The organism is Pseudomonas sp. S3_G06 (assembly GCF_054667565.1).
The window spans coordinates 2,581,672-2,594,877 of record NZ_CP162738.1 but is presented as its reverse complement, the minus strand read 5'-3'; the positions used below and the strand labels follow the sequence as shown (position 1 = coordinate 2,594,877).

The 13,206-nt window shown below is 58.6% G+C and carries 9 protein-coding genes; 4 read left to right on the top strand and 5 right to left on the bottom strand.

The window, feature by feature from the left end:
- Positions 1-75 precede the first annotated feature (75 nt).
- Complete coding sequence (locus AB4N47_RS11540) at positions 76-582, top strand: hypothetical protein (protein WP_130929838.1); 507 nt, start codon at positions 76-78, stop codon at positions 580-582.
- A 78-nt stretch (positions 583-660) separates the two neighbouring features.
- Here the strand turns inward: AB4N47_RS11540 and AB4N47_RS11535 are convergent, their stop codons facing one another.
- On the bottom strand, positions 661-978 hold the full coding sequence (locus AB4N47_RS11535; RefSeq protein ID WP_016774477.1) for an SCP2 sterol-binding domain-containing protein: 318 nt from the start codon (positions 976-978) through the stop codon (positions 661-663).
- 63 nt (positions 979-1,041) lie between these two features.
- The gene (locus AB4N47_RS11530; protein ID WP_341637688.1) at positions 1,042-1,752 is read right to left on the bottom strand and encodes a histidine phosphatase family protein; all 711 of its coding nucleotides are present in this window, start codon (positions 1,750-1,752) and stop codon (positions 1,042-1,044) included.
- A 204-nt stretch (positions 1,753-1,956) separates the two neighbouring features.
- Here AB4N47_RS11530 and sohB point away from each other — a divergent pair, with 204 nt between their 5' ends.
- The gene (gene sohB, locus AB4N47_RS11525; protein ID WP_341637687.1) at positions 1,957-2,988 is read left to right on the top strand and encodes a protease SohB; all 1,032 of its coding nucleotides are present in this window, start codon (positions 1,957-1,959) and stop codon (positions 2,986-2,988) included.
- 65 nt (positions 2,989-3,053) lie between these two features.
- On the opposite strand, the gene AB4N47_RS11520 is transcribed toward sohB, so the two are convergent.
- From AB4N47_RS11520 to AB4N47_RS11510, 3 genes are all read right to left on the bottom strand, one after another.
- Positions 3,054-3,548 carry a DUF934 domain-containing protein gene (locus AB4N47_RS11520; protein WP_122507084.1) on the bottom strand — a complete coding sequence of 165 codons (495 nt, stop codon included), beginning with the start codon at positions 3,546-3,548 and terminating at the stop codon, positions 3,054-3,056.
- Positions 3,532-5,190, bottom strand: coding sequence for a nitrite/sulfite reductase (locus tag AB4N47_RS11515; protein WP_122601782.1), 1,659 nt, complete (start codon positions 5,188-5,190; stop codon positions 3,532-3,534). Before AB4N47_RS11515 ends, AB4N47_RS11520 begins: the two co-directional genes overlap by 17 nt.
- 473 nt (positions 5,191-5,663) lie before the next feature.
- Positions 5,664-5,882 carry a DUF2970 domain-containing protein gene (locus AB4N47_RS11510; RefSeq protein ID WP_041478699.1) on the bottom strand — a complete coding sequence of 73 codons (219 nt, stop codon included), beginning with the start codon at positions 5,880-5,882 and terminating at the stop codon, positions 5,664-5,666.
- 122 nt (positions 5,883-6,004) lie between these two features.
- On the opposite strand from AB4N47_RS11510, the gene AB4N47_RS11505 reads away from it, so the two are divergent.
- Positions 6,005-7,630 carry a dermonecrotic toxin domain-containing protein gene (locus AB4N47_RS11505; RefSeq protein WP_460154542.1) on the top strand — a complete coding sequence of 542 codons (1,626 nt, stop codon included), beginning with the start codon at positions 6,005-6,007 and terminating at the stop codon, positions 7,628-7,630.
- 9 nt (positions 7,631-7,639) lie between these two features.
- Positions 7,640-13,186 (top strand): NEL-type E3 ubiquitin ligase domain-containing protein, encoded by a 5,547-nt coding sequence (locus tag AB4N47_RS11500; protein WP_460154541.1) that lies wholly within the window; start codon positions 7,640-7,642, stop codon positions 13,184-13,186.
- Positions 13,187-13,206: the final 20 nt, after the last annotated feature.

Below are 13,206 nucleotides of genomic sequence, written 5' to 3'. Positions count from 1 at the left end.
AAACGTCACGTCTTATGTGTCTTGTTGATTGCTGTCAGCTTTGCAGGACTATTTATTTACGCCAAGGAAGCCCAGATGCCAGCCAAAGTAATGATGTATTACGGCCCGTGGAGTCCGGAAGAAAACCGTTTCGACGCCAGCCGGTGGTTCAGTTCAGGTATGTATCGCCCGCGTCTCATGGGTACTCCGCCTGAAGAGAGCCCAGTGACCATGCTGCGCAATAGGCCTGAAAGTTTGCGACATATTGAGAATGATGTTCTCTTGACAGAAGCGTTATTCGCTGTAGGGCGACAGTTTCCGAAGTTGGACACCGAAGACCTCATTCTGAATACGCCGGACCTGCACCGCCAGATACGGTATGCCTATAGTTCATTTGCCGAGCCTGACAGGCCGGTGGATTCCTATTGGCTTTTCATCACGTTTGCAAACAAGACCGTGGTCGTTACGATCGATTGGGACGTGACAGAAAAGAAACTCTTGCCCCGCTCGATGGCTTCGAATCTGATCGAAAAAAGTGATGAAGAGGCGGCATACCTTCAGGTAAAAAAAGAGCTTGATGGGACGGCTTCAGCCAAGCGTTAACTCACGTTGCCATTTCTTCAATGGTTGAAACGACAAATCCCGCCAATAAGCGGGATTTGTGTTTTACCAAGAAGCTTCTTACGAAGGGAACAGCTCGGACAGTTTCATCGACAGCATCATGTCGCCTTCAACGCGCAGCTTGCCGCCCATGAAGGCCTGCATGCCGTCGGTTTCGCCGCTGACGATGTCTTTCAGGGTCTGGCTGTCCAGCACCAGCGTGCAGTTGGCGTCCGGGTTTTCACCTTCCTGGATGTCGCAGGTGCCGTCTTTGACGATCAGTGCGTATTGCTTGTCTTCGTCGGTGATGTTGAAACCGAAGACCAGGTCCAGACCGGCAGCGGCGGCTGGGTTGAACTTGGCTTGCATTGCTTTTACGGCATCAGCTACGGAGGTCATGGTTCGATCCTTTCTTGGTCATGGGAGCTGGGTGGTTACAGCCAGGGTCACAGTAAGCCGGACTCAGCGAAAAGTGATGAGTTCCGGGGCCTTCAGCAGTTGCAGGTGTGCGTGACTGTTGAAGGAAGCCAGAGCCACCTCGCGACCACGAAACTTCAATTGGTTGAGCGAGGTGTTGACGATTTGCCAGTTCAATTCAAAGGCCTGTCTGGCAGGCATTTGCGTAATCAGGTGGAGCAGGGCAGTGATGGTGCCGCCGGAGGTAAACACGGCGATTTTCTGGTTTTTTTCCGCCAGGTCGAGGATGCGGTGCAAACCGGCCTGAACCCGTTCGACGAAACCCAGCCAGCTTTCCAGACCGGGTGTGTCGTAGGTGCCGGCAAGCCATCGCTCGACGATCAGGGCAAAGATGCGCTGGAATTCACCGCGGTTCTGCGCGGCGTTGCGCAGGATGTCGAGGGCTTCCGGCTCTTGCGGCAGCATGGCCGGGAGCAGGGCGCGGATCACCGCATCGGCATCGAATTCGTTGAAGGCGGAATCGGTTTCGAGGACTGGAACCGGCAGGCCTCTGGCGCTGAATTGCTCCAGTGCACTGGTGGCGGTGTGCTGTTGGCGACGCAGGTCACCGGCAAGGCAACGATCAAAGCTGATACCGAGGTCGGCGAGGTGCTGGCCGAGAATTTCTGCCTGACGCACACCGGTCGGCGACAGCACGTCGTAATCGTCTGCACCAAAGGAGGCCTGGCCATGTCGTATCAAGTAGATGCTGCCCACGTCCGCGTCGTCCCGGTACGTTGAAGGTCAGGCGAGGTTATGAGGATGGCGTAAGGCTGTCAATGAAAAAACATACGCTTGTTTGAAATGCCCGTTACAGGCGTGTTGCCAGAGGTTTCACGGCTGGCCGACGAGCCGGCGCATGGGTATGCTGGAGCCATTCCGCGTGTAATACACCGTCACGCATTGCTTTGAGGAGTCTCTGTGGATTTTTTCACCGAATACGCCAGCTTCCTGGCCAAGACCGTCACGCTGGTGATCGCCATTCTGGTGGTGCTTGCCAGTTTTGCTGCATTGCGCAGCAAGGGCCGGCGCAAATCGTCGGGCCAGTTGCAGGTCAGCAAGCTCAACGATTTCTACAAGGGCCTGCGTGAACGCCTGGAGCAGACCCTGCTCGACAAGGATCAGCTCAAGGCATTGCGCAAGGGCGAAGCGAAAACGGAAAAAAGCGCGAAGAAGCAAAAGAACAAGCCTGAGACCAAATCCCGGGTGTTCGTGCTCGACTTCGATGGCGATATCAAGGCTTCCGCCACCGAGAGCTTGCGCCACGAGATCACCGCGCTGCTGACCCTGGCCACGCCGAAAGACGAAGTGGTTCTGCGTCTGGAAAGTGGCGGCGGAATGGTGCACAGCTACGGTCTGGCGTCGTCACAATTGGCGCGCATTCGCGACGCTGGGGTGCCACTGACCGTGTGCATCGACAAGGTCGCGGCCAGCGGCGGTTACATGATGGCGTGCATCGGCGACAAGATCATCAGCGCTCCGTTCGCCATCCTCGGTTCGATCGGCGTGGTCGCGCAATTGCCCAACGTCAATCGCCTTTTGAAGAAGCACGATATCGATTTCGAAGTGCTGACCGCCGGTGAGTACAAACGCACCCTGACCGTGTTTGGCGAAAACACCGAAAAGGGCCGCGAGAAGTTTCAGGAAGACCTCGACATTACCCATCGCTTGTTCAAAAACTTCGTGGCCCGTTATCGCCCGCAACTGGCGATCGATGAGGTGGCTACCGGTGAGGTGTGGCTCGGTATCGCTGCGCTGGAAAACCAACTGGTGGACGAACTGAAGACCAGCGATGAATACCTGGCACAGAAGGCCAGACAGGCCGAGGTCTATCACCTGCACTACGCCGAGCGCAAAAGCCTGCAGGAACGCATCGGCATGGCCGCCAGCGGTTCGGTAGACCGCGTGCTGTTGAGCTGGTGGAGTCGCCTCACTCAGCAACGCTTCTGGTAAACACCAGGCATAAAATAACGCCGGTCAATGACCGGCGTTTTTGTGTCCGCAATAAACCCGCTGGCTTAGCGCCGACGGAACAGCGGCAGTGGTTCGTCAGCGGCAGCCTGGTAGGTCACCGAGAAGTCCTTGAGGCCTTCCAGTGCTTCGTACGGGTCTTTGTCCGCGCGAATGGCAAAGGCGTCGAAACCGCAGCGATGCATGTAGAACAATTGGTCCCGCAGTACATCGCCAATCGCACGCAGCTCGCCTTTGAAACCATAACGGTCACGCAGTAGGCGGGCATTGGAGTAGTTACGGCCGTCGGTAAACGCCGGGAAGTTCAAGGCGATCACCTGAAACTTGGCGACGTCGTCACCGATTTCCTCGGCCTCTTCATCAGCATCCAGCCACACACCCAGACCACCGTCGCGGGCCAGGAGCATGCGGCTGTGTTCGCGCCAGAGCTGCAGCGGCACGATCAGATCGTCGCAGTTGCTGATTTCATCGATATTGAAATCCTTCGGCAACAGGTGCCAGGTTTCGTCGACGACTTCGTTGTTCTTAATGATTCGCTGCATAGACGCGTTCCTTGAAGAGGTCGATGCCAATACGCTGATAAGTGTCGATGAAGCGCTCGTCTTCGGTGCGTTGTTCAACGTACACGTCGATCAGCTTGGAGATCACGTCAGGCATGGCTTCCTGTGCGAAGGACGGGCCGAGGATCTTGCCCAGGCTCGCATCACGGCTGGCGCTGCCGCCGAGGGAGACTTGGTAGAACTCTTCGCCTTTCTTGTCCACGCCGAGAATGCCGATGTGGCCAACGTGGTGGTGACCACAGGCGTTCATGCAGCCGGAGATGTTCAGGTCCAGCTCGCCGATGTCGAACAGGTAGTCCAGATCATCGAAGCGACGCTGGATCGATTCGGCAATCGGAATCGACTTGGCGTTGGCCAGCGAGCAGAAGTCACCGCCCGGGCAGCAGATGATGTCGGTCAGCAGGCCGATGTTTGGCGTGGCAAAACCGCCTTCACGCAACTCGCCCCACAGGGTGAACAACTGGCTCTGCTCGACATCGGCAAGAATGATGTTCTGCTCGTGGGAGGTGCGCAGTTGACCGAAGCTGTAGCGCTCGGCCAGATCGGCGACGGCATCAAGCTGCTTGTCGGTAATGTCGCCCGGGGCAACACCGGTCGGCTTCAGCGACAGCGTCACAGCCACATAGCCGGGTTTCTTGTGCGCCAGGGTGTTGCGGCTGCGCCAGCGGGCGAAACCGGGATGCTCTTGGTCCAGATCGGCCAGTTGCGTAGTCTGGTTGTCGAGGGTTTTGTAGTCCGGGTCGACGAAATGCTTGGCGACGCGATGCAGTTCGGCTTCGGTCAGCGTGGTCTGGCCACCGCGCAGGTGCTCCATTTCCGCATCGACTTTCTGCGCGAACACTTCAGGCGTGAGCGCCTTGACGAGGATCTTGATCCGGGCCTTGTATTTGTTGTCGCGACGGCCGTAGCGGTTGTACACACGCAGGATGGCGTCGAGATAGCTCAGCAGGTCTTGCCAAGGCAGGAATTCATTGATGAATGCGCCCACCACCGGAGTACGCCCGAGGCCGCCGCCAACCAGCACGCGGAAACCCAGCTCGCCAGCAGCGTTGTAGACAGGTTCCAGGCCGATGTCGTGGACTTCAATGGCAGCACGGTCGCTGGTCGAGCCGTTGACGGCGATCTTGAATTTGCGCGGCAGGTAGGCGAATTCCGGGTGGAACGTGGTCCACTGGCGGACGATCTCGCACCATGGACGCGGGTCGATCACTTCATCGGCAGCGACACCGGCGAACTGGTCGGTGGTGACGTTGCGCAGGCAGTTGCCGCTGGTCTGGATGGCGTGCATCTGCACCGTCGCGAGCTCAGCGAGGATGTCCGGGATGTCTTCCACCGCAGGCCAGTTGAACTGCACGTTCTGCCGCGTACTGATGTGGGCATAGCCCTTGTCGTAGTCGCGGGCGATTTTGGCCATCATGCGCACCTGACGCGAAGTCAGCTGGCCGTAAGGCACCGCCACGCGCAACATCGGCGCGAAACGCTGGATGTACAGGCCATTTTGCAGGCGCAGGGGGCGGAATTCTTCTTCGCTCAGCTCACCTGCCAGATAGCGTCGGGTCTGATCACGGAACTGCTTGACGCGGTCCTCGATGATCCGCTGATCGTACTCGTCGTATACGTACATATAAGTCCTGTTCTCAGGCTTGGGCTACTCGGAAAACGCTGCGTTTTCGCTTGCTGGAGTCCGATGTTGCCTCTGCAATTCTGCGCGCACGGCCGCGCACTCCGTCACGGAGCCGGGGCAATATACCCGTTTGCAGTTATGCGCAAAAGTGATGTTTGAGTATATGTAAAGAACCAAATCGCCTAACGCGAATGCCGGTCATCTAATCCACATTTGTCGTGCGGACAATCATCGTCTTAACTGTGATCGAGTCTTTGTGCAATCACCGATAAAACCGACAAGAGGCGATGCAATGAGCAACCCGACCAAAGCCAGGAAAAGCGACAGTAGCGTCGACGCGTGGGCCATTTTGTTCCTGATCATTCTCGTTGTAGGAACAGCAGTCTTCTGGGTCAGCCACCAGTAACATCCGCGCTTCCGGGCCTTTCTCCCAAGGCCCGGATAACCTGCATCAGATACCTTTTTTCGTAGCATCACACCCCGGCCAGATACAACACCAGTTTGACGATGGCAAACAGCGTCAGGCCGAACACTGCTGTAAACAATACGCCGAGAATCACGAAGTGACTGGGTTTGCCGTGGGTAAAATCCCTTTCCCGGTTCTTGCCGCTCTGCACCCCGAAAGCCGCCGCCATGACGCTGTGCAGCATCTGCCAGAAACTCGGCGGTTTGTTGTCGATTGGATCGTCCATAAATCCCTCTGCGAAAAATCGTCCCCCGAAGCATAGTCAATCGCTGTGGTCCCGAATGCCACGTTACAACTTTTGCGCGGCGGATATATCCATGTACCGCCGGACACCGCGGCGTCAGTGATGTGCTGTCGCTCCATTTACAGGAGCGATGTATGTCCACCGATTCAGACGTTTCGACCATTACCGACCGCCCCCTCAAACCTGCGGCGTCCGAGAGCCTTCACGCACCCTGGCTCGAATCCGTGATGCCGCATTGGCTGATTCAGGCGCCGGTGCACAGGAAAACCGAGCTCAAGCAGGCGCAGACAGTGTTCCCGCACTGGTACACGCAAGCGACGCCGGCCCAGCGTCAGGTGGTCGATACCAGCTACAGGATCAGTTTTATTGCTCAGACGAGGCTGGACCGCACCATGTCCACCTTCAAAGACATCGAAACCTTCGCCCGGCCGCTACTGGCGCAGGCGCTGAAGCGCCGCTACGAGGTCGCCGTGGATCTGGATAACACGCTGTTGTGCCTCAGGCGGCCAATACGCGCTGGCATTCTCGGCGAGGAAATCGGTTCATTCGAGGCATTGACGCTGTCGATGCTCCAGGCCGCTTTGCACAACTTCGAAAGTGATGAGTGTGCTTACGGCGCCTTTCACAGCAGCTCTGGCTTCGCAACCGCAACCGCCGTACAAGGTGCCCTCAAGGCTGTTCCGGTGAATGTGTCGGTCAGGAACTACCTGAACCTGTGCCGCGAACTGGATATCGGTGCCCAGTACCAGGCTTATCTGACAAGGTTTTTCCATCCGGTCGATCCGGCCGCGGAAGCGAAGTTGCGCCGGCACTTTATCGCCAGTCAGAAAACGGCCATGCGCGCGGCAGCCGAGCGCGCACTGTTGACCAAGGATATTCAACCTGAGGATCACGCAATGATCCTTTCGGTGATCAAAGGCAACAGGCACCCCCGGATCGGCGACAAGCAGGTGTGGTTTCAAGACCTGGGCTTGATGCGGCACAGGCTGGTCGGTTGTGTGGTGTTCAAGATCGCGCAAAAGTATGGCCCGGTGGACGCGGTAATTCTGTACGTACCCAACGATCCGGAACACCCGCTCAAGCGCTATACCGGCACGCAAATGCAGGACACCTTCAAGCGTCTGCTGAGTGCTCGCGATGCGCAACAGGCGGACAGCACGGCGCCCACGTCCTATCAGCGATTCTTCAGTCAGTTTTTTCCTTACGAGAAGCGTCCGTATTACTTCAGTCAATTCGTAAAGTCTGCAGACGGCGCATCGGATTGGCTGTCGTCACCGTGGCGCAAGATTCTGCAGACAACGTTGATTTTCGTAGAGATCTGGAAGACTTCACCGAAATATCAAAAAATGGTGCCGGACACCGATCCTTACGTGGCTGTTTCGTTGATGCCGCACCTCCAGGTATATCCATGGGCGAGGAACAACGATCTCTGGGCGTACTTGTACGAAAAACACCGTGACAAGGTCATCAACGACGCTCGTGGTCACGCGGTGCCCACCGCCGACGTCGACGCCAAGGCGCGCGATGCCAAGCTGTCAGGGCTGCTGCAATTCGGTCTGCTGGCGCTGAACATGGCGTCCATGTTCGTTCCGGTACTGGGGGAAATCATGCTGGTTGTCATGACGGCCCAGTTGCTCTACGAAACTGTCGAAGGCGTGATCGAGTGGAGCGAGGGGGACAAGCACGCCGCCAGGGCGCATCTGGTGGATGTTGCTGAAAACCTTGCGTAGATCGGCGTGATGGCCGCCGCAGGAGCAACCTTCAATCGGGTGACAGCCGTTAAACCGGAGCCGGTGATCGAAGATCTGCACCCGGTGACTCTGCCTGATGGCAAGAGGCGCCTGTGGAGGCCGAGCTTGCGCGGCTATGAACAAGAACTCATGCCCGGCAAGCTGTCGCGGCCCGACACGCCGGGACAGTACTGCGTCGCCGACAAAACCTGGATGCGCCAGGGCGACAGGCTCTATGAGCAGACGTTTGACCACTCCACCGGGCATTGGCGGTTGAAACATCCCACCGATTCTCTGGCTTACCAACCGTTGCTGAGCCATAACGGCCACGGTGCCTGGCGCCTGAGCCTGGAACAGCCCATGGCGTGGGATCGCTTGACCCTGCTGCGACGCATCGGGCACCTCGCCGATGCTTACTCCGATGACACATTGCTGGCGCTGGCCGATATCAGCGGTATCAGCGATGGCGCCCTGCGCAAGATGCATATGAATCAATTGCCCCCGCCCCCTGAACTGCGAGATGCCATGCGCCTGTTCGATGCCGATGCGCAGGCGAGGCAAATGGTCGAGCAGTTGCGCGGAGCCAGGCCCATAGACGAGCACTACCTGTATGCAGTCCCGCTGGTCACCGAGATGCCCCGTTGGCCTGCCGATCGGGTTTTGGAAATGACAGCTGATCCGCACGGAGCAGGGCCGCCCATCCGCTATGGTGCGCAAAATACGCTGCCCGGCTTGGGCCACAAGCCCGCTATCCGCCTGACACGTACGCAAGTGTTGAACGGGGAAATGCCGGCGCGGATTCTGGCTGCGTTGGAAGAGCAGGAAATCAACTATCTGCTGGGACGAACCGCTGCGCAATTTCGCCCGGCACGGCCCGATGAGTTCGGCAAACAACTCGCCGAATACGCCTATACGCGTCAACCGGCGATTTTTGACAGTCTTTATCGGGGTACCGAATCGTCGAGTGCGCCCGTGCGCCTGTTGCAGCGTGAATGTCCCGGTCTCAGCGACGCGGCTGCCCAGGATGTGATCGAGCATGCTTCGATGCACGAGCTCGCCCGAATGGATGCGACCGGGCGTTCCCCGTTGAGAATGCTGGAAGAGGCTCGATGGCATGCCCGCCAAGGTCGCCAGGCCCGCGCATTCGCCGGTTTGCACAGCGAAAACCTGGCGTCGGCGGACAGTCGGCGACTGGCTTTGCACGCTCTGGAACAATTGTCTGGCTGGACGCACTCGCTGCGTCTGGAAATTCGCGAGGGGAGCGTGACTGGCAACTTGCTCGACAGCATCGGCGAGCCTATGGCACCGGTTAGACGCTATCTGGTGAAAAACGGACCTTTCTATCAAGCGTTCAATGATCACGGCCAGGCATTGAACAGAGTCTCGAGGGTCCAGGACAGCTTTTACAGTTCGCTCATGCATGCGTTGCCTGAGGACACACGTTCATCAATCGGATTGTCTGTCGGCAACGCCCATGGTGAGCTGCAACAGAGGATCATCGAATCGGCTCACCTCCATCGAGCCGAAGCTGCGCGATTGCTGTCACCGGCTGCAAAGTGGTTCAAACCGCCGGTACGCGTGGGCACGCGACTGCTGGGTTATTACGCCAGCGGCCGTGGTACCGGTCTCAATCCATCTCTCGAATCACGCATTGCGCATCTATACCCCGACTCGCGCCAGGCGCGGGCATTCCTCGCTCGGCAAAGCGGCCAGAGTGAAGCGCAGATTCATATCGAACTGGAATCTCGCCGCCAGGAATGGGAGGCATTGAACGTTGCACTTGAGCGATGGCAGGCAGCGCCGAGTGATAGCCGTACTGCAACGCACAGGGCGCAACTGGCGCAGACACTGCGAGAGGCATGGCGTAATGGTCCGCTGGACGGGCAGGCGGCGGCCCGCCTGACAATCCATTGCGACACGCCATTGCCCGAGCTGAGTACAGGCTTTCCCCACGTGCGCGAACTGGCCATCACCGGCATCGGCATCACCGACGTCAATGCGGACGGGTTTCTGGCGGCGTTCCCGAATGTCACCGATTTACGGATCGGTGAATTGAGGCGCTATGGCCAGACACCTGTCACCCGACCGCTTAGCACATTGCCAGAGGCCGTTGAGCGGCTGCCCGGCCTGAGACGTCTGCGTTTCTCTACCGACGCGCCATTGCTGGCGGAGAGCTTTGCGCGAAGGCTTGGTGCACTGACTTCGCTGGAGGACCTGCGCATCGACTATCACGGATTCGATTCCACCACCTTGCATGGTCTTGATCTGCAATCGCTGACACGACTGCGCAGATTACGCATCGATGCGCCCCACGCGTTATGGCGATGGCCGGGATACGTTGAACGACTTCAGCAGCTCAGACGCCTTGACCTGACACACACCTTGATTGAAACCTTGCCCGACTCGCTCTACAGCGGCCATGAAAGACTCTGGGCCGGGTTATCGCTGGATTGGTCACGTGTCACCCCAGCGACGTTCCGTCGGGCCTATGAGTATGTCAGCCGCCACTCCGGCCCGCGTGGCCACCTGCTCGACGTGCATCAGATGGTCAGTGAATATTGCCGCGCCGAACTCGATACCATGGCCGTCGTGGCGGATAGCGCCGACCCTTTGCCGCAGGCATTCAACGCGGCCTGGTCAACACCGTCGGCGAGGGTGGCGGCAATCGAGCAGCTTCGGACCGAACATGAGGCCATCTTCGCCGCGTTTTATCCACCATCCCCGCTGCAGGGATCACGCTATGCAGCGCCTGCGCGGCGCTGGTCGACAGGGGCCAACGCAGACCTGTTACAAGCGCTGAAAAGCAGCTGGCACGGTGCAATTCGTCAGCGCTATGGCCTGGCAGCCAACGTCGAGCGCTTTACCTTCGTCGAGCCGCCCGGCGCCAACACGAGTGTCGAGCTTGCTTCGTTGCCGGCCGGCAGTTTCGCTCATGTGCGCACACTGCGCCTGGGAGGGCTGAACGTGCCCTCCGGCCAGGCGCGGGATTTTATTCGCGCCTTCAGTCATATCGAAACCCTTGAACTGGGGGGAAGTACGTTCACCGAGCTCCCTTTTGCAGCCCAGGAATTGCCCGCGCTACGTCGGCTCGACGTGTCCGGTAACAGAATCACCGTGACGGCGATGGTCCAGCGCCAACTCGATGCCCTGCCACAACTGGTACGACTGAACCTGAGTCATAACCCGCTGGGGCGACTCGATGCCACAGCCTTGAGCGGGCTTGAGGCCTTGAATCTGAGATCGACGGATTTGCAGGCCTGGCCCACCGGGGCGGAAACTCTTTCACGGCTGTCATGGCTCGATTTACGAGACAACCGGATCGCGTCCCTGTCGCCGCAAGCGCTGGCGCATCCTGACGTATTGATGAGGGCGAATCTGTCGGGCAACGTCTTCAGTGCCGAAGGTGAAGCAGCCTTTCACGCGGCGCTGCAGCGCATCGAGCAGCAGCGGGGGTTGCACCAGGGCACGTTGTCACGCTTTGCCGCAGAGCCGGTGCCTGAGCATTTTCCGCCTTTGGAAACCGGCGGTTCGTTCAGTGATCTGCTTCTGCCGCTCCCGCAGCCGGCGCCTGTCAGTTCAGGCGTTTCGGGGCATTTGCAGCGGTTGGCGGTGATACTGAATCGCGAACGGGCGCAACGTAGTCTGCTGGTGCTGCGGACACGGGCCTTGAATGACGCTCAGATCGATGCGCAGATCAGCGAATGGCATCTGAGCTGCGAGGCGCTGACCCGTCAGTTGAACGATTGGCTTTATACCAGGGAAGTACGAACGAACACTGTCCTGGTCAGTGCGCAAGTGCGTTCACTGGTGGCCCGGCGAATCAGCGAGACATGGCGCGACACCCTGACCCAACACCCCGGCAGCGTCGGTCTGGAGCTCGAATTGGCAGGATTGCAGACTGGAGAACTGCCGGCGCTTGTGGTGCAGTTTCCGGGCGTGACGATGCTGGATCTGAGCGGGGCAGGGATCACAGCGCGGGGAAGCGCGGGTTTTCTCGAGGGTTTTCCCGACCTCGATACGTTGTTTCTGGGTGGTAACGAATTAGGTACGGTACCTGCTCCGGTGCTGCGAATGCGCCATTTGACGCGACTGGAGATGCAGTATTGCAGCTTGCGCAGTGCGACGAGTGTTTACCCTTTGCTGGGCAATGCGCGGCTGCGCACGCTGGATTTGAGTTACAACGAACTTCGCGTATTCAATCCGCCCGACTATGGTGTGATCGAGTCTCTGGATCTGCGATACAACCAATTGAGCGAATGGCCTGACGGGGTGTTGAGAGCGCCCGGATTGCGGGAATTGAACCTGTGCGGTAACGAAATCACCGACATCCCCAGGGCGCTTTTCGCTGATGATCATTCCGGTCTGATCGCGGGCTCGGATTTGTCGGATAATCGCCGTTTGTCGCTCTCGGCACTCCAGGACCTCAGGCGCTACAGCCGCGAACACTCGGCACCGTATGTGCTGGGCATGACGCGCGGCCAGATTGAGGCAATGATCGAACGTCTGGTGTTTGGTGATCTGTTAGGAATTCCCGAAAACGGCGTTGCAATTGAAAACGCTGGCGGCGTTGTTCACGACCCCCATGCGCAAGTATTTCCTCCCGAGGACGTCTTCGATCCAGCCAACGATGTCGCGCCACGCTCGCGCGATCCATGGCTGGCCGACAGCGATCCGCAGCAGGTTGCGCAGAGAACCGAACTCTGGGCGCAATTGGCGCAAGAACCTGATCATGAGCGGTTTTTCCAGTTGCTGCGCTTGTTGCTCGACACGCAAGACTACTTGCAGGTGCGAGGCGACCTGACCGAGAGAGTCTGGCGTGTCATGCAAGCCGCTGCCGAAAATACTGAGCTGCGGCAACTGTTGTTTGAGGGCGCCGAGACCCATGGTACCTGCCCGGACGGGCGAATTCTGACATTCAGTGATATGGAAGTGCGGGTTGCGGTACATCACCAATTACATGACATTCCGTTGAATCGAATGGCCCCCAGAGGTCGGGCGCTGCTGCGTCTGTCGCGGCAACTGTTTCGTCTGGATCGCGTCGAAACGCTGGCTGAAGCCGCAGCGCTGGGTATGGATCGTGCGGAAGTGCGCCTTAAATATCGCATCGGTTTGACGGGCGGCTGGGGTGACGGTGTCGATTTACCGGGCCAACCCGCGTCGATGATTTATGACGTCCCGCTGAGTGATGAACTGCTGGAGTACACCCGCGCCTCGATTCTTGAGGCAGAGGGCACCGATGCGCTGTCCGTAAGCATGGCAGAGCGCGACTACTGGATCTCTTACCTGCAAGATCTCCACCCACAAGAGATGGCCGCGCTGGACGTTGCGGTTGACGAGCGACGCCAGCAACTGTGGGACCAGCTCAATCAGCGTCTCGCCCGCAATGAACTGAGTTCCGAGCAATACGACATTGAGCTGTACAGGTTGGGCAAGGCCATGGACGTGCTGCGCACACAGAAACGCGCCGAGCTGACACGCCGGGTGATCAACGAGCTGAACAGCTTCGCCGCGGAATCCGAACAACCCGGGCGCCTGCCTTCACCATCCGGTTCCTGAGGGCGCCATGCTGAGGCGGT